Annotated in this window: 22 protein-coding genes; 12 read left to right on the forward strand and 10 right to left on the reverse strand. The window is 28.1% G+C overall.

Annotated features, from left to right (window positions below; genetic code table 11):
• Window positions 1-30: 30 nt before the first annotated feature.
• The 4 genes from cysS to ACJJVK_RS12440 all read left to right on the forward strand — a co-directional run bounded on the left by cysS (window position 31) and on the right by ACJJVK_RS12440 (window position 3,035).
• Window positions 31-1,509, forward strand: a complete 1,479-nt coding sequence (gene cysS / locus ACJJVK_RS12425) for a cysteine--tRNA ligase (RefSeq protein ID WP_405566350.1) — start codon at window positions 31-33, stop codon at window positions 1,507-1,509.
• Window positions 1,510-1,606: 97 nt separating this feature from the next.
• Complete coding sequence (gene yidD, locus ACJJVK_RS12430; protein ID WP_405566352.1) at window positions 1,607-1,843, forward strand: membrane protein insertion efficiency factor YidD; 237 nt, start codon at window positions 1,607-1,609, stop codon at window positions 1,841-1,843.
• Between the two features lie 41 nt (window positions 1,844-1,884).
• The gene (gene lgt / locus ACJJVK_RS12435) at window positions 1,885-2,724 is read left to right on the forward strand and encodes a prolipoprotein diacylglyceryl transferase (protein ID WP_405566354.1); all 840 of its coding nucleotides are present in this window, start codon (window positions 1,885-1,887) and stop codon (window positions 2,722-2,724) included.
• Window positions 2,724-3,035 carry a DUF6787 family protein gene (locus ACJJVK_RS12440; RefSeq protein ID WP_405566355.1) on the forward strand — a complete coding sequence of 104 codons (312 nt, stop codon included), beginning with the start codon at window positions 2,724-2,726 and terminating at the stop codon, window positions 3,033-3,035. The genes lgt and ACJJVK_RS12440 overlap by 1 nt, the downstream gene beginning before the upstream one ends.
• Here ACJJVK_RS12440 and ACJJVK_RS12445 read toward each other — a convergent pair.
• Window positions 3,032-3,319, reverse strand: coding sequence for a hypothetical protein (locus ACJJVK_RS12445; RefSeq protein ID WP_405566357.1), 288 nt, complete (start codon window positions 3,317-3,319; stop codon window positions 3,032-3,034). The genes ACJJVK_RS12440 and ACJJVK_RS12445 overlap by 4 nt on opposite strands.
• A gap of 83 nt (window positions 3,320-3,402) precedes the next feature.
• Here ACJJVK_RS12445 and ACJJVK_RS12450 point away from each other — a divergent pair, with 83 nt between their 5' ends.
• The gene (locus tag ACJJVK_RS12450) at window positions 3,403-4,029 is read left to right on the forward strand and encodes an NUDIX hydrolase (RefSeq protein ID WP_405566359.1); all 627 of its coding nucleotides are present in this window, start codon (window positions 3,403-3,405) and stop codon (window positions 4,027-4,029) included.
• Between the two features lie 54 nt (window positions 4,030-4,083).
• Window positions 4,084-4,896 carry a lysophospholipid acyltransferase family protein gene (locus ACJJVK_RS12455; RefSeq protein ID WP_405566360.1) on the forward strand — a complete coding sequence of 271 codons (813 nt, stop codon included), beginning with the start codon at window positions 4,084-4,086 and terminating at the stop codon, window positions 4,894-4,896.
• 308 nt (window positions 4,897-5,204) lie between these two features.
• Here ACJJVK_RS12455 and ACJJVK_RS12460 read toward each other — a convergent pair whose 3' ends face one another.
• The 4 genes from ACJJVK_RS12460 to ACJJVK_RS12475 form a co-directional block, all read right to left on the reverse strand.
• Complete coding sequence (locus ACJJVK_RS12460) at window positions 5,205-5,879, reverse strand: HupE/UreJ family protein (RefSeq protein ID WP_405566362.1); 675 nt, start codon at window positions 5,877-5,879, stop codon at window positions 5,205-5,207.
• Complete coding sequence (locus ACJJVK_RS12465; RefSeq protein WP_405566364.1) at window positions 5,879-6,940, reverse strand: DUF4198 domain-containing protein; 1,062 nt, start codon at window positions 6,938-6,940, stop codon at window positions 5,879-5,881. The genes ACJJVK_RS12460 and ACJJVK_RS12465 overlap by 1 nt, the downstream gene beginning before the upstream one ends.
• A gap of 475 nt (window positions 6,941-7,415) precedes the next feature.
• Window positions 7,416-8,294 (reverse strand): mechanosensitive ion channel family protein, encoded by an 879-nt coding sequence (locus tag ACJJVK_RS12470; RefSeq protein WP_215995669.1) that lies wholly within the window; start codon window positions 8,292-8,294, stop codon window positions 7,416-7,418.
• 51 nt (window positions 8,295-8,345) lie between these two features.
• Complete coding sequence (locus ACJJVK_RS12475; protein ID WP_215995668.1) at window positions 8,346-8,846, reverse strand: Dps family protein; 501 nt, start codon at window positions 8,844-8,846, stop codon at window positions 8,346-8,348.
• 261 nt (window positions 8,847-9,107) lie between these two features.
• Here ACJJVK_RS12475 and ACJJVK_RS12480 point away from each other — a divergent pair, with 261 nt between their 5' ends.
• Window positions 9,108-9,446 carry a DUF4870 domain-containing protein gene (locus ACJJVK_RS12480; RefSeq protein ID WP_068364250.1) on the forward strand — a complete coding sequence of 113 codons (339 nt, stop codon included), beginning with the start codon at window positions 9,108-9,110 and terminating at the stop codon, window positions 9,444-9,446.
• Window positions 9,447-9,505: 59 nt separating this feature from the next.
• Here ACJJVK_RS12480 and ACJJVK_RS12485 read toward each other — a convergent pair whose 3' ends face one another.
• Together ACJJVK_RS12485 and ACJJVK_RS12490 are read right to left on the reverse strand one after the other, a co-directional pair.
• Window positions 9,506-9,937 (reverse strand): DUF4268 domain-containing protein, encoded by a 432-nt coding sequence (locus ACJJVK_RS12485; RefSeq protein WP_215995667.1) that lies wholly within the window; start codon window positions 9,935-9,937, stop codon window positions 9,506-9,508.
• A 69-nt stretch (window positions 9,938-10,006) separates the two neighbouring features.
• Window positions 10,007-10,588: a tRNA-(ms[2]io[6]A)-hydroxylase gene (locus ACJJVK_RS12490; protein WP_215995666.1), complete on the reverse strand. Its 582-nt coding sequence runs from the start codon at window positions 10,586-10,588 to the stop codon at window positions 10,007-10,009.
• 119 nt (window positions 10,589-10,707) lie between these two features.
• Between ACJJVK_RS12490 and ACJJVK_RS12495 the strand changes: the two genes are divergently transcribed.
• A complete protein-coding gene (locus ACJJVK_RS12495) occupies window positions 10,708-12,021 on the forward strand; it encodes a DEAD/DEAH box helicase (RefSeq protein ID WP_215995665.1) in 1,314 nt (437 codons plus the stop codon).
• A gap of 3 nt (window positions 12,022-12,024) precedes the next feature.
• Here the strand turns inward: ACJJVK_RS12495 and ACJJVK_RS12500 are convergent, their stop codons facing one another.
• Window positions 12,025-14,217 (reverse strand): SulP family inorganic anion transporter, encoded by a 2,193-nt coding sequence (locus ACJJVK_RS12500; protein WP_405566367.1) that lies wholly within the window; start codon window positions 14,215-14,217, stop codon window positions 12,025-12,027.
• Window positions 14,218-15,051, reverse strand: coding sequence for a universal stress protein (locus tag ACJJVK_RS12505; RefSeq protein ID WP_405566369.1), 834 nt, complete (start codon window positions 15,049-15,051; stop codon window positions 14,218-14,220).
• A 128-nt stretch (window positions 15,052-15,179) separates the two neighbouring features.
• On the opposite strand from ACJJVK_RS12505, the gene ACJJVK_RS12510 reads away from it, so the two are divergent.
• A complete protein-coding gene (locus tag ACJJVK_RS12510; protein ID WP_405566371.1) occupies window positions 15,180-17,033 on the forward strand; it encodes a cation:proton antiporter in 1,854 nt (617 codons plus the stop codon).
• Here the strand turns inward: ACJJVK_RS12510 and dnaX are convergent.
• Window positions 17,022-18,710, reverse strand: a complete 1,689-nt coding sequence (gene dnaX, locus ACJJVK_RS12515; protein WP_215995662.1) for a DNA polymerase III subunit gamma/tau — start codon at window positions 18,708-18,710, stop codon at window positions 17,022-17,024. The two genes, ACJJVK_RS12510 and dnaX, sit on opposite strands and share 12 nt — an antisense overlap.
• Window positions 18,711-18,984: 274 nt before the next feature.
• Here dnaX and msrA point away from each other — a divergent pair, with 274 nt between their 5' ends.
• The 3 genes from msrA (at window position 18,985) to ACJJVK_RS12530 (ending at window position 22,133) form a co-directional block, all read left to right on the forward strand.
• The gene (gene msrA / locus ACJJVK_RS12520; protein WP_405566372.1) at window positions 18,985-19,641 is read left to right on the forward strand and encodes a peptide-methionine (S)-S-oxide reductase MsrA; all 657 of its coding nucleotides are present in this window, start codon (window positions 18,985-18,987) and stop codon (window positions 19,639-19,641) included.
• A gap of 107 nt (window positions 19,642-19,748) precedes the next feature.
• Window positions 19,749-20,939, forward strand: coding sequence for a DUF4856 domain-containing protein (locus tag ACJJVK_RS12525; protein WP_405566374.1), 1,191 nt, complete (start codon window positions 19,749-19,751; stop codon window positions 20,937-20,939).
• Between the two features lie 87 nt (window positions 20,940-21,026).
• A complete protein-coding gene (locus tag ACJJVK_RS12530) occupies window positions 21,027-22,133 on the forward strand; it encodes an imelysin family protein (RefSeq protein WP_405566376.1) in 1,107 nt (368 codons plus the stop codon).
• Window positions 22,134-22,145 lie beyond the last annotated feature (12 nt).

Here is a 22,145-nt window from a genome sequence, read left to right on the forward strand (position 1 = left end):
ATTTGAACTCTATAAATAGTCACTTTTTTAATGGAACTCTACAAAGAAAATCAGCTTAAAGTTTACAATTCGTTATCAAAATCTAAAGAAGATTTTAAATCCATAACAGAAGGTTATGTAGGTATGTATGTTTGTGGGCCAACAGTTTATAGCAACGCACATTTAGGTAATGTAAGAACCTTTATGTTTTTTGATGTTGTGTACAGATATTTATTACATTTAGGTTATAAAGTACGTTATGTACGTAATATTACAGACGCAGGTCATTTAGAAAATGATGCAGATGAAGGCGAAGATAAAATTGCCAGAAAAGCACGTTTAGAGCAAATAGAACCTATGGAAGTTGTACAACGTTACACTGTAGATTTTCATGATGTTTTAAAAAAATACAATTTTTTACCACCAAGTATAGAACCAACTGCCACAGGTCATATTGTTGAGCAGATAGAAATGATAAAAGAAATCATAGAAAAAGGGTTCGCTTATGAGATTAATGGCTCTGTTTATTTTGATGTACATGAGTACAATAAAAATGAAAATTACGGAATTCTTTCTGGTAGAAAAGTTGAAGACTTATTGAATAATACAAGAACTTTAGATGGGCAATCTGATAAGAAAAATCCACAAGATTTTGCACTTTGGAAAAAAGCCGATGAAAAGCATATTATGCGTTGGCCTTCTCCTTGGTCTGATGGTTTTCCTGGTTGGCATTTAGAATGTTCTGTAATGAGTACAAAATATTTAGGCGAAAGTTTTGATATTCATGGAGGGGGAATGGATTTAAAATTCCCACATCATGAATGTGAAATTGCACAATCGCAAACATGTTCTGGTGTAAAACCTGTAAACTATTGGATGCATACAAATATGCTTTCTTTAAACGGACAACGAATGTCTAAATCTACAGGAAATTTTATTTTGCCAAATGAAATTTTAACAGGAGAAAACGATATTTTACCAAAAGCATTTTCTGCTTCTGTAGTTCGTTTCTTTAATATGCAAGCCAATTATAGAAGTATTTTAGATTTTTCTGGTGATGCTTTAGAAGCTTCAGAAAAAGGACATTCTAAATTAATGGAAGCCGTTTCTTATTTAGATAAAATAGAAGCTGGTAAATCATCTACTTTCGATGTTCAGCAATGGAAAAATGATTGTTATGCAGCAATGAATGATGATTTTAATACACCTATTTTAATATCAAATTTATTTGAAGGTGTAAAAGTTATCAATCAAATAAAAGAAAAGAAAGCAATTTTAACTGCGGATGATTTAGCAGAATTTAAAACAACAATTAACGCTTTTGTTTTTGATGTTTTAGGTTTAATGAATGAAGCCAGTCAAGACAATTCTGAAAAAGTAAAAGGAGTAGTAGAGTTGTTAATAAAACTAAGAAAAGAAGCCAGAGAAAATAAAGATTGGGCTTTATCAGACCAAATTAGAGACGAGTTAATTGAATTAGGAATTCAATTAAAAGATGGTAAAGAAGGCACAACTTTTTCAATTAATTAAATTAATTATGAATTATAAATATGTCAGTTCGAGTGATTTCGATTTTTCATCGAAATTGTATCGAGAACTAATTTGTAATTCCTCAATTCTTTAATCGTTGAAAAAAATACTTTCATATCCATTTATATTTCTGGTTCGTTTTTATCAAGCAGCAATATCTCCATACACACCAGCAACTTGTAGGTATTCACCAACTTGTTCGCATTATACTATAGAAGCTTTGCAAAAACACGGTTTATTTTATGGAGGTTGGTTATCTTTGAAGCGAATTTTTAGTTGTCATCCTTGGGGAAGAAGTGGATATGATCCTGTACCCGAAAAAAGAGAAAAGTAATTTTACTTGCATCTTTAATTTTAAATATTGAATTATAGTTTATGAATTTTTTAGCAATAGAGTGGGATCCATCATTAGGTATAAACCTAGGTTTTTTTACTGTTAGATGGTATAGTTTAATGTTTGTTGCCGCTTTTTTATTGGGTTTATACTTAATGAAAAAAATATTTGTAAAAGATGAAATTCCGGCTGAAAAACTAGATACACTTTTTATGTATGTTTTTATATCAATGTTAGTTGGTATGCGTTTAGGTGATGTTTTCTTTTATAGTTGGGATTATTATCAAGATCATTTATTAGAAATATTTTTACCAATGAAAAAAATAAATGGAAGCTGGGAGTTTACTGGTTATACTGGTTTTGCTAGTCATGGAGCTGCTATTGGTATTCCTATTGCGTTATATTTTTATTCTAAAAAACATTTACAAAAACCTTGGCTTTTTATTTTAGATAGATTGGCAATAATGGTGGCTTTAGCTGGTTTTTTTATTAGACTTGGTAATTTCTTTAATTCAGAAATTTACGGTAAAGAAACTGGTTCTGATTTTGGAGTAATTTTTAAAGTAGCAGGAGAAACGACTGCAAGACACCCAACTCAATTATATGAAGCATTTAGTTATTTAGCTTTATTTTTTGTGATGTGGTTTATATACTGGAAAACCGATAAAAAACAAAAATTAGGGTATTTATTTGGCTTATTTATGATTGTTTTATGGTCTTTACGTTTTTTTATAGAATTCTTAAAAGAAGCACAAGTAGATGGACGAGAAGATTGGGTTTTCAATTCTTTAAATACAGGTCAGGTGTTAAGTATTCCTCTTGTTTTAATAGGAGTTTGGTTAATGTTTAGAAAAACAAAAACAGTAAAAGAAACAGTGTAATGGATAAATTAAAAGAAAGATGGGGAATAGAAAGTAACTGGGCTATTTTCTTTATTTTTTGTGCTTTTGCAGTAAATGGTTCTTTTGCAGCTTGGGTAGCTAAGCCAGTTACAGGTTTTTTGGGTTTATCACCAGAAACACTAAATCCATGGTTGTATTGGCCACTTAGAATTTTACTTATTTTTCCTATTTATCAATTAACATTGCCATTAGTAGGTTGGTTATTTGGTCAGTTTAAATTCTTTTGGGCTTTCGAAAAAAAGTTTTTAAGTAGATTAGGTTTAGGCTTTTTATTTAAAGAAAATAGTTAAACATCTATTGTCGTTATTTCTTTTTCTTCATTTTCTTCATCACCTTTTTTAATGATGTAAGTGTAAATCCACATTAATGTAAATGTTGGTATAATATCAGAAAAAGGAAATATTTCTTCAAAAAAACTTATAACACCACCAATTTTACCTTTTGTACCTTTATACATTCTTGTCATTACATAACTAGAAATTGGTGCCCAAGCAAAATCTAAAAAAGGAACAGGAATTATACCAACTGCATCTAAAGCTATGCTATAGATTAATTTTTTATATTTTATATTCATATTTAATATCAATTCAAAATTCTTGCCAAAAAATATTTTTTTGAAATAGAATGCTATAAGTTTGCTAAAAGTAATTAATCAAAATGAATTTTAAAGATTTTACTGATAAAATTGATGAGATAAAGTCAACAAAATTAGGTGGTTTAGAAGCTCAATTTATAATGGCACCTAAACTTCGATTAAAATTTGATAAAGAAAAGATAGCTGCAAGTAATCCTAGAAAAGCTGCAGTTTTGGCATTATTTTATCCAAATGATAAAAACCAAACTACTTTACTATTAACACAAAGAGCAAGTTATAAAGGCACACATTCTGCTCAAATCAGTTTTCCAGGAGGTAAAATTGAAAAAAGAGATGTAAATTTAGAAGAGACTGCTTTAAGAGAAACTTGGGAAGAAGTTGGAGTTCGCTCAACATCCGTAGAAATAATAAGAGAATTAACAGATGTTTACATACCACCAAGTAATTTTTTAGCTACTCCATTTATTGGTTATGTAACTGAAAGACCTAGCTTTATCTTAAATCACGAAGTTGCAAATACCATTGAAATTTTACTTACTGATTTATTAGATGATAGGCATTTAACTTCAGTAAATTTATCTACGTCTTACATGAAAAATATTGATGTACCTTGTTTTAAAATTGATAACCATATTATTTGGGGAGCTACAGGTATGATGCTTTCAGAAATTAAAGAACTCCTAAAATAGCTAATTGTTAAATTGTTTTGTAGTTTTGCTATAAACCAAGTAAAAAAAATATAAATGCCTTTATTTAAAAGGAATCCTTTTGGACATTATTTGTTCATAAAAAAGTTCATTATCCGTCTTTTCGGAATTATATCTCATGGGCGCTACAGAAAGTTTAACAATCTTAATATAGAAGGTTCAGAAATTTTAAGAAACTTACCAGATAAAAATGTTTTGTTTATCTCTAATCATCAAACTTATTTTGCTGATGTTGCAGCTATGTTTCATGTTTTTAATGCCTCTTTAAGTGGTAGAGATGATTCTATTAAAAATATTGGTTACATCTGGAATCCTAAATTAAATATCTATTTTGTGGCTGCTGGCGAAACTATGAAAGCTGGTTTATTGCCAAAAATATTTGCTTATGCTGGTTCTGTTTCTATTGATAGAACTTGGAGAAGTGCTGGTAAAAATGTAAACAGACAAGTTAAAAACTCTGATATTTCTAATATTGGTAAAGCTATAGAAGATGGCTGGGTAATTACTTTTCCTCAAGGAACTACAACTCCTTTTAAGCCAATTAGAAGAGGAACAGCTCACATTATTAAAACTTTTAAACCAGTAGTTGTACCAATTGTTATTGATGGTTTTAGACGTTCTTTTGATAAAAAAGGATTAAGTATAAAAAGGAAAAATGTATTACAATCTATGGTGATAAAAGAACCATTAGAAATTGATTACGAAAACGAAGATGTAGCAGAAATTGTTACTAAAATAGAATATGCTATTGAGCAACATCCTTCATTTTTAAAAGTACTTTCGCCTAAAGATGCTGAAGAATATTTAAAACAAGAAGAAAAACTGAATAAACAACGTACTTTTTGGTAAGTGGTTTTAGTATAAATTAAAGTAGGTAAGTGGCTAGATTTATTATCTAAAAACAAGTGTTTTAAGTTATATTACTTTTTCAGCTAAATATTTCTGTATTTTTTACATTCTTATAATTATTATATTTTTTCTTACAGAATGTATTTCTTCATTTTAAAAGCCGAAATTATATTTGGAGTCTATATCAAAAGTTGCAAAGGTTTCTGTAGAAAATCTAAATATATTTTTTTAGGGCAAAGATTTATATTTGATTTTACTATCTGTAATTCATTTTAAATCAAAAATAATTTAATGTTTTTTACTGTTTTCTAAATTGCATAATAGTTATAAATTTGATAAGTAAATAAAGCAATACCTATAAAGATTAAGTACCAATTAACAGCTTTATAAAATGCAGGGAATTGTTTGTTGTTTCTAAAAAAAGTAATTATGCCTACAATTGGTATTAATGCTAAAACTTGTCCTAATTCTACTCCAAGATTAAAACATAATATCTTTGCTAAAAATTGGTCATTTCCAATATCAAAAGACTGTAATCTTGTTGATAAACCAAAACCGTGTATCAAGCCAAAAAGGCCAACCATTAATAGTAAATTGGGTGCTTTGACTTTTAATTGTTTAAATCCGTGTAAATTCTCAAATCCTTTATAAAATACACTTAAAGCGATAACAGCATCTACAATATGTTCGTTTGCAGTAATACCAGCATAAGTTGCTCCAATTAAAGTTATACAATGACCAATTGTAAAAACAGTTATAAACTTTAAAATATCTTTAAAGCTTTTTAAGTAAAATACTACACCAGCTAAAAAAAGTAAATGATCGTAACCAGTTAGCATGTGTGTTGCACCAACTTGTATGTAAGCCCATAAACCTCCATTACGCAATAATTCTTGGTCTGCACTTGTTACATCGTGAGCAAAACTTATAAAGGGTATAAATAATAGGAGTAATAGTAATACTCTTTTTAAATTAAATTTCATTATTTATCCTTGTTTCTAAAGATTAAAAATAGCACTCCAACAGCAAATATACTTCCTAGAATAAATACCCAAGTAGGTATTTCATTATCATGATGATCATCATGTGCATGTTCGTTATTATTATGTGAGTGACCTATTTCAAAAGTAAGAGTAGCCCATTTAGATTTATGTGTTAATTCATCAGAATTAGTAACATTAATCATACTTATAGTACGCATATAATAAATGCCTTCTTCTTGTAAATTTACAGTAACTATCCCTTTATCATTTGTACGTAATTGTTGTCCATTTGTATGTGTATGCTCTTCGTTATTTTCAGGATTGTTATGTGAATGCATTTCTCCATCATGAGCATGTTTATCATTTTCATTATCATGAGAGTGAGCATTAGCACTTTTTATATTATCAGCAAAAACTAATTGATTAGCTACAGGTTTACCATCTAATAATAATAAAACATCTATACTGTCTCCACTATATTTTTTATAAGGATTAGCTTGAGGAACAAATTCAATTGGGTAGCCTAAAACAGTTTTCCAATCATCTGTTTTTACCTTACCAACTTGATAGATTGCTTTTACGTGTTTTTGATAATTTTCTACAGCATTTTGATTAAGTAAATTATTTTTTGTTCTATAATCAAGCATGTCATAAACACCATCACTTTTTAGGTAAGCATTAAATTTATCTGCGGTTAATTCTATATTTCTAGCTTTGGTAGAGACAGCTGCAACATAAGTACCAGAATTACCAGTTTTAAATTTTAATTGAGTAATGGTACTGTCTTTATCTTGCCAATCATTAGTGTTTATGGCTTTTCTTTCTCCTTGTGAAACTACAGAAGCATCAATAATACGATCTCTTGTAATAATATTTTCGCTGGTTTCAAAAGTTCCATTATATAGACTTAAAGTAGCTTCTTGATTTTCTTGTAAAAAATAGGTACCCATTTTTAAATATAAATCATGACTACAAAAAACGATGAAGGCAGATATAAGTAAAAAATATTTAGAAAAATTAATAATACTGTTTTTGATAGTGATTTTTGTATTTAATTTCATTTTATATTTTTAAAGTTTTTTTTGTTATAATCACCTGTTAGTCTTTCGATTATCAATGAACTATTGATTGGTGATATTCAAAATTTTATCACACTAAATATAAAAGTAATCTTTTTAATTGTACACAAATATAAAATTTTATGAAATTATTAAGAAGTTGATGTTTATTGATCATTAAACAGAACTAATATTAAGCCTAATTTCTTGGATTTAATATACTATTACTAACTTTTTCTTATTGTTTTTTAATTTCATCGTTTTTTATTCTTACCCTTAATTTGTTGTGCTAAGGTTATGTGTTTACTTACAAAATAGGAAATAGCTGTTCTAATAATTTAATGTTTTTTAGAAACTTTTTTGTTTAATAACTGACCATTTAATAATTGATAAACAACTAAAATTTTGGTCTCTAAAGTTGCTTTTTGATAACTTATTCTTCGCTATTTTTCATTTTTAGTCAACCTATTTCAGGAAATTAGTTAGATGATATTTGTTGTTTTGAAATATCATTCTTAACATTTAATTTATTTGTAAATTCTAAAGTTCTTATTGGGAATGGAATATTAATGTTTTCTTTATCAAAAGCTTTTTTAATTTGTATAATAGCATTACTCTTGGCTTTTAATTTTTGTAATGCGTTCTGAGAATCTACCCAAAATCTACATAAAAAATTAATTGAACTATCACCAAATTCTGTGTAGTAGAATTCAACATTTTTACCAATTTCTTTTTGATTAAAATTATCTTGAATGGTTTGTTTTGTTAGCTTTTCTACCAATTCTAAATCAGCACCATATTCTATACCACACTCTATAGCAATTCTCATTTTTGTTGTTAAGGAGTAATTCTTAAACGGATTTTCTAAAATGGTTTTATTGGGTATTACAACAGTATTATTATCAGCTTCTCTAATTACAAAATAATTAAGATTTATGTCTATAACTTCACCTGCATAACCATTGGTTTCTACCCAATTACCAATATTTAGATTGTGTCTAAAAGATAATACAACACCAGAAATTGTGTTAGAAAGTGTGCCTTGTAAAGCTAAACCAACTACAATACCAGAAACACCAGCAGCAGAAACAATGGTTTTTAAAGTACCATCAAATTTTAAAACAGTCATTGCAATGTATAAACCTAATAGAAAAATAACGGCAGATGCCACTCTTGATACTAAATTTCTGACAGATTCTTGCTTAATTCTATTTTTTAAGTTTTTAGAAATAAAGCTATTTATTGCTCTCGAAGCAAAATATGCTATTATTACTACAACAATTGCAATTGCAATATTGGGTATGTTTTTTAAAAATATGTCTTTCCAAGTTTCTAATTTCTCTATTATTTTATCCATGATTGTTGTTAAAATTTGTTATTGTAGTTTTTTCTGATGTTTTAGAATTAACTACTTAACAAAGCTGGTATTATATTCTTCTTTAGTATCTTTTGACCAAGCATTTAACATCCAAGTAGATTTTTCTAATTCTCTAATGTATGCTCCAATTAAATCTAAAGTACCTTCATCTTTGGCTTTTTCAGCTCTATCAATTACTTTACCAAACTGTTCTAAGATAATTCTGTGGTCTTCTATGATTTCTTTAACCATTTCATCATCAGATAACAAAGGTGAAGATTCTTTAATTTTAGAAACCTCTATATAATCTGATAATTTACTTATAGGATGGTATTTTAGGGTTACAATTCTTTCTGCAATTTCATCAATTTTAACTCTTGTATCATTATACATTTCTTCGAATTTATTGTGCAAATCAAAAAAGTTTTTTCCAAGAATATTCCAATGAAAATTTCTTAGTTTTTGATAATACACATGAAAATCAGCTAATAATACATTTAATTCTGATACAACTGGTAATACTTTTTGGTTGTCTATGTTAAGGTAATCCATAATGTTAAGGTTTTTTAATTAATAATGACACAAAGATATTTTTAAAGAGAATTATTTCTTTGCTCAAATAAATGAGATATTAACCTATATACATTTGTTTTTTCTTTTTTAGATTTATTTTCTTAATTCAATCCTATTTCATTAAATTAAGTTAGTATTTTTATGTGTTTTTAGTTAAAGTGTTTTCTGATAACACAATAAGTTGTAACAAAACCAGAATTTTAGCGACAAATAGATACAAACCAAACAACAATTATAAAGATGAAAGAAGATAAACAGTTATTAGTATTAACACATTTAAGTCAGTTATTAGATTTTGTAACTGGTATTGGTGGTTTTATTGTACCATTAGTGTTATGGCTAACCAAGAAGGATGAAATTATAAATATGGATGCTCATGGTAAAGCAATTATTAATTTTAGAATATCTATGTTTATTTACATTTTAATATGTATTCCTTTAATTTTATTATTAGGTTTAGGAGTTTTAGGATTAATAGCTATCGGAATTTTCTATTTAATTTTTCCGATAACAAATGCCATAAAAGCAAGTAATGGAGAAGAACCAAATTATCCGTTTTCGATAAATATTATAAAATAGTGAAGAGAAAAAGTAAAATTAAAAATCGCCTTTTGGGCGATTTTTTTTTTAATTAAATTTTAAATATTTTTAATAACATCTTCATATTCATAAAAGAAGAGTTCAAACTTTTCCATAGTTGCTACATAAAACTCATAGCAATCTCGCCAAGTATTTTTGTTGTAGATACTAAATTTTTTATCAAATGGAACATAAATTCTGTGAATGGTTTTACCACTTTCTAAAAGGTAATCATCATCAAAAATTACTTCTGGTAGTTCAGTTTCTAAAAGTGTTTTTAAAGAAAGTAGTTGGTCGTAATATAAAAGATTTACCAATTCATCAGGATTTTCGATATCCAAACAAACCATTGCCTTTTTTCTATCAGCAACAAATTTAAAAGAAAACCCTTTTATTTTAGTATTGTATAAAAGCCATTTTCTTGGAAAAGATTTTCCAAAACTTGTCCAGAATAATTTACGTATTTGTGCAGCTTCTTCTTTAGAGAACATTTAATAGTTTAAAGTTTAAGGTTTCGAGTTCAGTAATTTTGAATTAAGAACTCACAACTCAGAATTGAATTACCCGTGAATTTTGGCTAAGTTTCCTCTTTCTTTCATTAATTCTGCTTCAAATTTTAATAAAGCATTCCATTTTTCATCAACGATTGCTCTATCTTGATATTCTCTTGCAAAATGTAAAAAAGTAGTATAATGATTGGCTTCTGAAATCATTAGATTTTTATAGAATTTCTGTAATTCTTCATCTTCCATATTTTCAGAAAAAACCTTAAAACGCTCACAACTTCTGGCTTCAATTAAAGCTGCCACTAACAAACGTTGAATTAAAGCATTGGTTCTGTCTTTGGTTTTTGGAAAAAATTTCTGTAAACGAACAGCATAATCGTTTTTCTGTTCACGCCCTAAAACCATTCCTCTTTTTACCATTAATAAATGCACCATTTTAAAATGTTGCATTTCTTCTATAGCAATATTGCTCATTTCTTTAACCAATTCTGTTTCTTCAGAATAATTAATGATAATTGATACTGCATTAGAAGCTGCTTTTTGCTCTAAAAAAGCGTGGTCTGTTAATATTTGTTGCAAATTTACTTTTGCAATTTCTGCCCAAGAAGTTTCTGTTTCGAATTGTAAGCCTAACATTGTTTTAATTTGAAAATACAAAAGTAAAGAATATAAACCCTTTTTTGGTAAAAGACTAACTATCTTTGAACCGAATTTAAATTCAATCAATTTTATTTAATTTTTTAGAGATAAATAGTATGGCAAATAACATTAAAAATCAAGAAGATATTTTAGCAAAATTAAATATTTATAAGTTGAATGAAATGCAGGATGAAGCAATTTCTGTAATTGAAAAAACTACAAATACAATTATTCTTTCGCCTACAGGTACAGGTAAAACTTTAGCTTTTCTTTTGCCTACTTTAAAGTTGATAGATCCTGAAAATAAAGATATTCAAGTTTTAGTTTTAGTGCCTTCTAGAGAATTAGCCATTCAAATTGAGCAAGTAATTAGAGAAATGGGTACAGGTTTTAAAGTAAATGCAGTTTATGGAGGTCGTTCTATGGCTAAAGATAAAATAGAAATAAAACATACACCAAGTATTTTAATTGGTACTCCAGGTAGAATTTCTGATCATTTTGCAAATGATCGTTTTTCTAAAGAAAGTATTAAAACTTTAATTTTAGATGAGTTTGATAAATCTTTAGAAGTTGGTTTTGAATATGAAATGAGAGGTATTATCAATCAATTACCAAATATTAATAAGCGAATTTTAACATCAGCAACACAAGATGCTGAAATTCCTGATTTTGTAAAATTGAATAAGCCAACTATTATAAATTACTTAACAGGTAAAAAATCTAAGAAATTAGATATTAAGATTGTTGCATCAGAGGCAAAAAATAAAAATGAAACACTTTTAAACTTACTAAAACATATAGGTAATAAACCCGGAATTATTTTCTGTAACCTTAAAAGCAGCATTGAGCACGTAAGTGAATTTTTAAGTAAAAATAAAATAGCGCATTCATCCTTTTCTGGAGGAATGGAGCAAAGAGATCGTGAGCGTTCTTTAATAAAGTTTAGAAATGGGTCAAGTCAAATTTTATTAGCTACAGATTTAGCTGCAAGAGGTATAGATATTCCAGAAATGAAATATATTATTCATTATGAATTACCACAAAGGATAGAAGAGTTTACACACAGAAATGGACGAACAGCTAGGGTAGATGCAAAAGGAACTGCCTATGTTTTAAAATGGCAAAAAGAAATTTTACCAGATTTTATAAAAGGTGCTACAAATGCTAATATTTCTGATAAGCAAAAATTAAAACCTGTTTTTTGGGAAACTTTGTTTGTTTCTGGAGGTAGAAAAGACAAAATTTCTAAAGGAGATCTTGCTGGTTTATTCTTTAAAAAAGGAAATTTAAACAAAGATCAATTAGGTATTATTGAATTAAAACAAGACTGTGCTTTTGTTGCTGTACCAGTTTCTGAAACAAAAAGATTGGTAGAGGATTTAAATAATGTTCGTTTAAAAAATAAAAAAGTTAGGGTTTTTACAATCTAATATTTACCTAATAATTTTTTGTAAAGCTATACCAAAATAGGCAAGTGCTTTAATTTCTTTAACACTAGCCAAACGTTCATTGCCAAATATTAAGAGACCTTTTTTGGTAGCTGAAATATGGTATTGTTTATTGCTTTCAAAAAACAAAATTAATTCGTCTGTAAAGAATTCTATTATTTGTTTTTCATTTTTTCCTGATAAATAAAAACGTTTGCTAAAATCTGGATGATTGTCTAAATCAATATCTGTATAGCCAACAAAGTGCAAGATATGCTCAAATAAACCTTCTTTATCTAGAGTAAAATCGGGTATATTCTTTTTAGGATGTATGTGCAACATTGTTGTTTTAACAATTTGTTTTGCAATGAGTTCTCCTTCAGAGAAATGAACATCAAAAATGGTGCATGAGTCATTAGAAAGTACATTAGATACTTTCTGTATTTTACGAGTTTTAAAATAACCAAACGTTGGTAATTCTTCCATTTCTATATCAGAAAAAGGATCATATTGCCAATGCATTTCTTTACTAATATTCTCTATAGACCCTTGTCTTTTTGTAAAAACCTTATTTAAATTATTTATTTGCTTTGGCATAATTTTACGCAAAGCAAAAGGATGATTACTTTTAGATTCTGCATCATCTAAACCAATAACCTCAAAATGGCCTCCTTTTCTGGTAAAACTTTCTGTATAATTACTCATGTTTTCCATCACTGAATCATCAACAAAATCGCACAAAGAAAAATCGATGATGGCTTCTTCAGTTTCCGGAATTTGATTTAGCTTGGTTTTTAGTTTTGTGTAATTTAAAAAGCTAGAAAAATTCTTAACGCTTACGTAATAAATATCATCTTCTTTAAACATTAAAACATTAGGTTTAATAATGTTTTTAAAGAATAGTTTTGCATTTTTATTGATAATAATATGCATTATAAGTGTCGCAAAAATACCTACTAAAATACCAGTAATTAAGCTAGTGGAAATTGTTGTTAGTAAGGTTATTAAAAATATAATTAATTGCTCTTTACCAACTTTAAATACTTTAACAATGTTGTCTGGTGATGCTAATTTGTAACCTGTAAAAACTAAAATTGCAGCTAAAGCAGGTAATGGAATTTTACGTAATTGAGTCGCAAATAATAAAATGAATATTATTAAAAAACTTGCATGAAAAAAGTTTGCAGATCTGTTACTACCTTTATTATTAACGTTTACAGAACTTCTTGCAATTACTGTAACCACATTTAAGCCACCCAAAAAACCACTAATTACAGTTGCAATTCCTAAGGCTCTTATGTCTTTATTTACGTTAGATCGTCTTTTTAAAGAATCTAATTTATCAACAGCTTTTATGCTTAATAAACTTTCTATACTTGCAATTAGAGTAATACTAATTACAGCACTTATAAATTCCATTTTATAAATTTTTCCAAAATCTGGGAAAGCAAAGTTTGATAAAATATCGTTAGGTAAACTAATTAGTAAACTTTTTTCAATAGGATAATCAGCCGTAGAAAAATATTCGAAATAAGCATAAAAGCTAATACTTAAAATTACAATCCACATAGGTGCAGGAATCAGTTTTAAATATCGGTTTCTAATTTTGCCGTAAAAAATCATTATTAACAGACTAATAATACCTACTAAACCTGCATAAAAAATACTTGTACTGTCTGTTTTTATAAAGTTGATAATCCCTTCTGGAATTTTTAAAAGTAACTCTATAATACTTCCTTTAGCAGAAATATTACCAAACATTACATGTATTTGTTTGGCAAAAATACCAATACCAATTGCAGCCAACATTCCTTGTATTGCAGATGATGGAAAGAAATCTCCTAAAGATCCCATTCTTAAAAATCCAAGAATTATCATAATAACTCCAGAAACTACAATTGCAGCCAAAGTATATAGAAAACCTTGCTGCATATCTCCTTCACCTAAAGTAGTAATTGCAGCTAAAATTACAACTACTAAACCATTTCCTGGTCCTGTAATAGTAACATTAGAACCACCAATGATGGCAACAACTGTTCCACCAACAATGGCTGCTATAATTCCTGAAATTGGTGGTGCACCAGAAGCCAAGGCCAAACCTAAACCTAATGGAAGTGCAATTAATGAAACAACAAATCCTGAAAATAAATTTTGGGGTATTTCTGATAAAAATGTTTTAAAAGCACTTTGTTTTTTCATCTATTTTACAATTAAAACATCTGTTGGTAATTCAGATAAAATATATTCAATATCATGAGGAAAAATACGATCTATAATTCCTGATTTTCTTGGTCCATTCATTACCAATAAATCTGCTCTTTTTACTTTAGCATAATGCCCAATAGAATAACCTCTTTTGCCAAAAATACTTTGTGTATTAACAGTAAAATTTTGACATTCAATTTCATTTAAAATTTTATTTACACGTCTGTTTTCTCTAGTCTCTAGTCTTTCTTTAGCAATGTTTGCTCTACGTAAAGATCTGTCGTCATTTACTTTAACATGTAATTCTTCTTGCTTAATTTCTTCGACTATTGTTATTTTTTTACAGTTTAAATAATTAGAAATAAGAAAAGAAGTTTTTATAGTTTCCTCTGTTTTTTTATCTTCTAAACCATTTACAACAATGTGTTTACATGCCTGTCTTACAATAGATGGTTTTATTAATAATAGTACAGAACAAGGTGCTTTTCTTGTAATTTTTCTAGCAATAGAACCTACATAATATTTATATATATTTTCTTTTTGTAATGCACCTAAAATAAGTAAATCTATTTGTTCATTTTTACAAGTTTTTAAAATTACATCTACTGGTTCTCCTTGTTGCCAAATTGCTGTAAATTTGGTTTTTAAAAAATCAGCTTCTTGTAAAATAGCTTGAATGTTTTTCTCTTTTTCTTCGGATTTTTCTCCCACATGTACACCAACTAATTCTGCATTAAACATATTAGCTAATCTTACAGCTTCAAATAAATTGGGTTTTAAGTTGGGTGAAAAAGCAATCCCTATTAGGATTTTATCAAATTTTTGCAAAAAGAATATTTTGTTTTGAAGTTATTGGCACAATATAGCAAACTTTAAAAGAATGAAAAAAACTAAAGATTTTATTTTTAAGATAAATAAACATTCTTAAATTTACTAATTAATCTTAGGCACAAAATATGTTAGAGTTAGCAGGAATAATCATTTTAGGAATATTGGCACAATGGGTTGCTTGGAAGTTTAAAATTCCAGCAATTTTACCTTTAATCTTAATAGGTTTATTAGTTGGGCCAATTGCTGCAGAATATTTAAGTGAAGATGGTTCTAAATGGATAGAACCCATTTGGAATGGCGAAAAAGGATTATTTCCTGGAGAGAGTTTGTATTACTTTGTGTCACTAGCAATCAGTATCATTCTTTTTGAAGGTGGTTTAACTCTTAAAAGAAGTGAAATTAAAAATGTAGGGCCAGTTATTACAAAATTAATCACTTTGGGTTCTGCAATTACTTTCTTTGGGGCAGGTGTAGTTGCGCATTATGTTTTTGGTTTAGGTTGGGATCTTTCTTACCTCTTTGCAGGTTTAATTATAGTTACTGGCCCAACAGTTATTACACCAATTTTACGAAATATTCCATTAAAAAAAGATATATCTACTGTTTTAAAGTGGGAAGGAATTTTAATAGATCCTATAGGCGCTTTAGTTGCAGTATTGGTTTTTGAGTTTATAAGTGTTGGTGGAGGTGGAGGTTTTACCAAAACAGCCTTAATTGAATTTGGTAAAATTTTATTATTTGGTACTACTTTCGGATTCACTTTTGCACATGCTTTAGCTTATTTAATCAACAAAAAAATGGTACCTCATTATTTATTAAATGTGGTTTCTTTATCATCAGTTTTAATGGTTTTTGTTTTATCAGAAATATTTGCGCACGAATCAGGACTTTTAGCTGTTGTTGTTATGGGTATGGTTTTAGGTAATGGTAAATTAAAAAACTTAAAAGAATTACTTTATTTTAAAGAATCTTTAAGTGTTTTATTAATTTCAATTTTATTCATTTTATTGTCAGCTAATATCAACATGAAAGATTTGTTGTTGTTATATACCTGGAAAACTGCTTCTTTATTTGCCATTGTAGTTTTTATTATAAGACCGTTAGCGGTTTTTGCAAGTACATATAAATCCAAATTAAAATTAAATGAAAAATTATTTATAAGTTGGGTTGGACCAAGAGGTATTGTTGCAGCAGGTATTGCTTCTTTATTTGGTAGTAAATTATTAAAACAAGGTGTAGAGGGTGCAGAATATATAACTCCTCTTGTATTTATGATTGTTTTAGGTACTGTACTTTTAAATGCAACTACTGCAAGATTATTTGCTAAAATGGTAGGTGTTTTTCTAAAAAGATCTAATGGTATTTTAATTGTAGGCGCTTCTAAACCAGCAAGATTAATAGCAACATTTTTAACTAAAAAAGGTAAAAGAGTTGTACTTATAGATTCTAATAAAAACTTTATAGAAAAAGCAACAGAAAATGATTTAGAGGCTTTTAATGTAAATATTTATGATGATGAATTGACAGATAATATTGAGTTAAATGATGTAGGTTATTTAATTGCTTTAACTGGTAATGATTCTGTAAATAAGTATGCATTAAATAACTTTTCTAAAGCCTTTGGTGAACATGGTTCTTTTAGACTGGCTTCTTCTACAGAAGCGAATAACGCATCAGAAGAAGAAAAATATGGTTTTGTAACACCTAAAGACGATTATATTAATTTAAGTGAAGCATATAGAGAAAATCCAAATATTACTGAGGTTAAGGTAAATGGAGATACAGAATATAATAATATTCTTAAAATTTTAGAAAACGAAGAAAAGGCTGTTCCATTATTTATACAAAACAAAAAAGGAATTTACTTAATAGCTGAATTCGAAAAAGCGAAACATGAAAAGAAAGATTTAGTAATTTCTTATTTAGGTAAAGATATTGGTGATACTTATAAAACTGAAGAAGAAAAATTAAAAGTCTAATTCAAAAGTTTGACGTAATTTTTCTAGTAAAGGATTTTTCTCTTTTAATTTATTAAATTTTTCTTGACTGGTGTAAGCAAATTTCTTTTGAATGGTTTCGTTTACAACAGCATTTATATTAATACCATAATTGTTGAGTTTCTCTCTTAAATAAGCCAATAATTTTGGTCTACCTTTTAAGAATTCATCTTTCATTAAATTACTAGGTACAGCATAAATAACTTCAAAATTTTCAGATAATTTTGGTATGCCAGAAGCAATAATAGAAGCTAAATTATTTTCGCCTTTTTTACGTAATAATACAGGATATTCTTTCCAATGATTTTGTAAAGTTTCTTCTGTAAAAAGGTCTTTTGGATGATTGTCGTAATTCTCTTCAGCTATAGACTTTTTTACTACTTTTTTCTCATGAATACTTTTTAAAGTAAGTGAAGAAGTACGTCTTTTAACCGATTTTAAAATTGGTTTTACTGATTTCGATTTTATTTCTTCGGATGTTTTTGGTGCAGAAACATCTACTTTATTTACAATAGGTTGTACTGCTTTTTTGGGAGCTGGAGAAAGCGCTTGAAAAAATGTAGCAGGAATTATGTAGTTAGCTGGCTTTTTTTTTTCTCCATCAAAAGTGATAGAGGCAATCTGCATTAAAGTTAATTCCACCAGCAATCGCTGATTTTTACTAGTTCTGTAATTTAAATCACAATCATTGGCTTTGTTAATGGCTTGCATTAAAAAAGGAATACTTGCTTTGGTAGATTGCTCTAAATATTTCTTTTTGGCAGCATCACCAACTTCTAATAAATCTAAAGTTATTTTGTCTTTAGCTACTAATAAATCTCTAAAATGACTCGCCAAACCATTTATAAAATGATGCCCTTCAAAACCTTTTCCTAATATAGAATTAAATGCATTTAATACATCAGGTATTTTGTTGTTTAACAACAAATCTGTCATATTAAAATAGGTATCGTAATCTAAAACATTTAAATTTTCGGTTACAGCTTCACGAGTTAATTCTTTACCAGAAAAACTAACAACTCTATCAAAAATAGACAAAGCATCACGCATTGCACCATCAGCTTTTTGAGCAATAATATGCAAAGCATCATCTTCTGCTGTTATATTTTCTTTTTCGCAAATGGTTTTTAGATAATTTTTAGCATCTAAAACACCAATTCTTTTAAAATCGAATATTTGACAACGAGATAAAATAGTCGGAATTATTTTGTGTTTTTCTGTAGTAGCTAAAATAAAAATAGCATGTGCAGGTGGTTCTTCTAAAGTCTTTAAAAAAGCATTAAATGCAGCTTGAGATAACATGTGTACCTCATCAATAATATAAACTTTGTATTTACCAGTTTGTGGTGGTATACGAACCTGGTCTGTTAAGTTTCTAATATCATCAACAGAATTGTTAGAAGCAGCATCTAACTCAAAAATATTAAAAGCAAAATCTTCATCATCAGAAACTTCTACATCTTGCTGATTTATTTTCTTAGCCAAAATACGAGCACAAGAAGTTTTACCAACACCTCTTGGCCCAGTAAATAACAAAGCTTGTGCTAAATGGTTGTTTTTTATAGCATTCTCTAGCGTGTTTGTTATGGCTTGTTGCCCAACAACATCCTCAAAATTTTGTGGTCTGTATTTACGTGCAGAAACTATAAAGTGCTCCATTAAAACTTTTAATTTATCGCACAAAAATAGGGATAACAACTATTTTTAGCAACTGGGTTTCTTAACAAAATGCTAAAGTTGTAAACAAATTGTACGAAGTTTAATTAAAGTACGACATATAAAGTAATTCGAATTTTTTTATCGGATTAAAAGTTCAGAAATTTGTACCAAGAATTATTTATGTTCTTGGTGCAAATTTTAATTGTAATATTTTGATTGTTATAAATAATCTTAACCAATTTCACTTTACATTAAAAAATAAAAAAAAATATTTATGAAGTTATTAAAGTCAGTATCTATAATTACATTTTCATTATTATTAATATCATGTTTTAGTTTTACTAAAAAAGAGGAAGCTGAATTGTCATCAAAAACTTACATACCAAATGAAAATACAAAAATAGCTTATTTCGCAAGCGGATGTTTTTGGTGTGTAGAAGCTATTTTTGAAAGCGTAAAAGGAGTAGAAGAAGCTGTTTCTGGTTATGCAGGAGGAAATACTAAAAACCCTACATATCGATCAATAGGTACAGGTAGAACAGGTCATGCAGAAACTGTTGCTGTATATTATAATCCTAAAAAAGTAAGTTTTGAAACTTTAGTAACTGTTTTTTTTGGCTCTCATAATCCTACTACTAAAAATGGTCAGCATCCAGATTATGGAAGTCAATATAGATCTATTGCATTTTATCAAACAGAAAAAGAGAAAAAGATTATAGAAAATAAAATTGCTGAATTAAATATAGAAGTTTATGATGGTAATATAGTTACAGAAGTTACCAAGCATACTAAGTTTTACAAAGCAGAAGATTATCACCAAGATTTTGAAAAACGAAACCCTAATCAAAGTTATGTAAAAGCGGTTTCAATTCCAAGGCTTAACAAATTCAAGAATAAGTTTCCTGAATTACTTAAAGTAGTAAAACATTAATCATTGTAAATTATTTTTATTTATTCTTAATAAAGTTTGATGAAATTAACTTTGGATAGTATATTTGCACGCAATTAATATACTATTTTAAGTTAATCTAAATAAAAATGAAAAAAGTAATTTTATCACTCGCTTTAGTTTCAACACTATTATTTTCTTGTAATAACAATGAAAATGAAACAACAATGACAGAGGCACCAGCAACTTATACATTCGAAAGAAATGGAGAGTCTACAGTAGATTTTAATGGGCAAACTACTAGAATTCAGATGGGTAATGAGTTTGTTTCAGCATTGACAGTAACAACAGAAACATCAGCTTCTTTAAATGCTAAATTTGCTCATGCAGAAGGAGATAATGACTTTTCTGATGCAGATTTAAATGCATCTTCTAAAAACTTAAGAAGTAAAACAGCTGCTTCTACAGATTTTTATGCTGCAAATACAACAGATGCTACAGCTATTAAAACTCAATTTGATTCTTGGATTTCAGCTCAGGTAAATGATGTTTTTCCTAATTGGAGTGTAAATGCAAGTACAGGTGTAGCTGGTAAAATTCAAGAAGCAGGTGGTGGTTCTGAAAGATTTGTAACTGCACAAGGTTTAGAGTTAAACCAAATGATAAATAAAAGTTTAATTGGTGGTTTAATGGTAGATCAAATTTTAAATAATTATTTGAGTACTGCAGTTTTAGATGAAGGTACAAATAGAGCAGATAATGATAATGATGTAGTTGCTACTGATAAAGTATATACAAACATGGAGCATAAATGGGATGAAGCTTTTGGTTATTTATATGGTAATGAGGTAGATGTAACTGCGCCAGTTTTAAATATAGATTCTTTTTTAAATAAGTATTTAAGTAGAGTAGAAGGAGATGATGATTTTGCAGGTATTGCTTCTGATATTTATGACGCTTTTAAATTAGGTAGAGCTGCAATTGTAGCTAAAGATTATACAACTAGAGATGCACAAGCAGAAATTTTAAAAGAAAAAATCTCTGAAATTGTTGGTATTAGAGCAGTATATTATTTACAACAAGCTAAAGCTACTTTAGGTACAGATAATGCATCTGCATTTCACGATTTATCAGAAGGTTTAGGTTTTGTTTACAGTTTACAATTTACAAGACAACCAAATTCTGATTTACCTTATTTTACTAAAACAGAAGTAGATGCTTTTGTTGCTACTTTATTAGAAGGTAATGGTTTTTGGGATCTTACAGATGCTACTTTAGATGATATTTCTACAACTATTTCAGCTAAATTTAATTTTACATTAGAACAAGCAGCTAATTAATAATATTAAAATTAAAAGTGGTAAAAGGTAAAAGTTTTTTTACATTTTACTACTTTTGTTTCTTTATTTAGAATAAATAGAAATAAAATGTTCAAAAAAATAACAATTCTTGCCTTTTTAATTACAGTCATTTACGCTTGTAGTTCATCAACAGAAAATGAACCAGAGGTAACAGATAATTTTGATAGAGGTGTAATGTTAACACATATTGCTGATAATATTATTATCCCTTCTTTACAAGATTTTGATACTGAAATGAGTAGTTTAAAAGCTGCTGGAAATGTTTTTGTAACAACTCCTAATCAAACAAATTTAGAAGCTTTAAGAACTTCTTGGTTTACTGCTTATAAAGAATACCAAAATATAGAAATGTATAATATTGGTAAAGCAGAAGAGTTGCAATATAAATTTTACATGAACATTTATCCGCTTACTGTTGCAGATGTAGAGACCAATATTGTGAACGGAAGTTACGATTTAGACAATGTTAACTATCAAGATGCACAAGGTTTCCCTGCTTTAGATTATTTGCTATATGGTATTGCAGATACTGATGCAAATATATTAGCTAAATTTACAACAGATGCAAATGCAGAAGGTTATAAGGATTATGTTACCAATGTTTTAAATCAAATGAGTAGTTTAACAACTCAGGTTTTAAATGATTGGACAACCTCTTATAGAGATGAGTTTGTTGCAAGTACAGGAAACACAGCAACAAGTGCGCTAAATAAATTTTTGAATGATTATATTGAGTTCTATGAAAAAAATATAAGAGCTAATAAATTCGGAATTCCTGCAGGTGTTTTCTCATCAACAACTTTACCAGAAAAAGTAGAAGCTTTTTATAGAAAAGATATTTCTAAAGAATTAGCTTTACAAGCTTTAGACGGGTTTCAAAATTTATTTGTTGGTAATTTTAAAGGAACTTCTATTTCTGGTAAATCTAGTTTTCAACAGTATTTACAAGCTTTAGATAGGCAAGATTTAGTAACTAGTATTACAAATCAATTAAGTACTGCAGAAACACAAATACAAAGTTTAAATGCTAATTTCTTTGAGCAAGTAAATACAGATAATACACAAATGACATTGGCTTACGACGAATTACAAAAACTAGTAGTTTTTCTAAAAGTAGACATGGCTTCTGCATTAAATATTAGCATTATTTTTGTTGATAGTGATGGAGATTAACAACAGAATTTA

This window comes from Polaribacter sp. Asnod6-C07 (genome assembly GCF_045063625.1).
GTDB classification, from domain to species: Bacteria; Bacteroidota; Bacteroidia; order Flavobacteriales; family Flavobacteriaceae; genus Polaribacter; species Polaribacter vadi_A.

What these genes read in the sequence shown, in the direction of transcription:
- ACJJVK_RS12450 (WP_405566359.1), top strand. Translation starts at nt 3,403, where the DNA reads ATGAATTTTAAAGATTTTACTGATAAAATTGATGAGATAAAGTCAACA.
- ACJJVK_RS12445 (WP_405566357.1), bottom strand. Translation starts at nt 3,319, where the DNA reads ATGAATATAAAATATAAAAAATTAATCTATAGCATAGCTTTAGATGCA.
- ACJJVK_RS12530 (WP_405566376.1), top strand. Translation starts at nt 21,027, where the DNA reads ATGTTCAAAAAAATAACAATTCTTGCCTTTTTAATTACAGTCATTTAC.
- ACJJVK_RS12525 (WP_405566374.1), top strand. Translation starts at nt 19,749, where the DNA reads ATGAAAAAAGTAATTTTATCACTCGCTTTAGTTTCAACACTATTATTT.
- ACJJVK_RS12455 (WP_405566360.1), top strand. Translation starts at nt 4,084, where the DNA reads ATGCCTTTATTTAAAAGGAATCCTTTTGGACATTATTTGTTCATAAAA.
- ACJJVK_RS12485 (WP_215995667.1), bottom strand. Translation starts at nt 9,937, where the DNA reads ATGTTCTCTAAAGAAGAAGCTGCACAAATACGTAAATTATTCTGGACA.
- msrA (WP_405566372.1), top strand. Translation starts at nt 18,985, where the DNA reads ATGAAGTTATTAAAGTCAGTATCTATAATTACATTTTCATTATTATTA.
- ACJJVK_RS12480 (WP_068364250.1), top strand. Translation starts at nt 9,108, where the DNA reads ATGAAAGAAGATAAACAGTTATTAGTATTAACACATTTAAGTCAGTTA.
- ACJJVK_RS12460 (WP_405566362.1), bottom strand. Translation starts at nt 5,879, where the DNA reads ATGAAATTTAATTTAAAAAGAGTATTACTATTACTCCTATTATTTATA.
- lgt (WP_405566354.1), top strand. Translation starts at nt 1,885, where the DNA reads ATGAATTTTTTAGCAATAGAGTGGGATCCATCATTAGGTATAAACCTA.
- cysS (WP_405566350.1), top strand. Translation starts at nt 31, where the DNA reads ATGGAACTCTACAAAGAAAATCAGCTTAAAGTTTACAATTCGTTATCA.
- ACJJVK_RS12510 (WP_405566371.1), top strand. Translation starts at nt 15,180, where the DNA reads ATGTTAGAGTTAGCAGGAATAATCATTTTAGGAATATTGGCACAATGG.
- ACJJVK_RS12475 (WP_215995668.1), bottom strand. Translation starts at nt 8,846, where the DNA reads ATGGATTACCTTAACATAGACAACCAAAAAGTATTACCAGTTGTATCA.
- ACJJVK_RS12490 (WP_215995666.1), bottom strand. Translation starts at nt 10,588, where the DNA reads ATGTTAGGCTTACAATTCGAAACAGAAACTTCTTGGGCAGAAATTGCA.
- dnaX (WP_215995662.1), bottom strand. Translation starts at nt 18,710, where the DNA reads ATGGAGCACTTTATAGTTTCTGCACGTAAATACAGACCACAAAATTTT.
- ACJJVK_RS12465 (WP_405566364.1), bottom strand. Translation starts at nt 6,940, where the DNA reads ATGAAATTAAATACAAAAATCACTATCAAAAACAGTATTATTAATTTT.
- ACJJVK_RS12470 (WP_215995669.1), bottom strand. Translation starts at nt 8,294, where the DNA reads ATGGATAAAATAATAGAGAAATTAGAAACTTGGAAAGACATATTTTTA.
- ACJJVK_RS12495 (WP_215995665.1), top strand. Translation starts at nt 10,708, where the DNA reads ATGGCAAATAACATTAAAAATCAAGAAGATATTTTAGCAAAATTAAAT.
- ACJJVK_RS12440 (WP_405566355.1), top strand. Translation starts at nt 2,724, where the DNA reads ATGGATAAATTAAAAGAAAGATGGGGAATAGAAAGTAACTGGGCTATT.
- ACJJVK_RS12500 (WP_405566367.1), bottom strand. Translation starts at nt 14,217, where the DNA reads ATGAAAAAACAAAGTGCTTTTAAAACATTTTTATCAGAAATACCCCAA.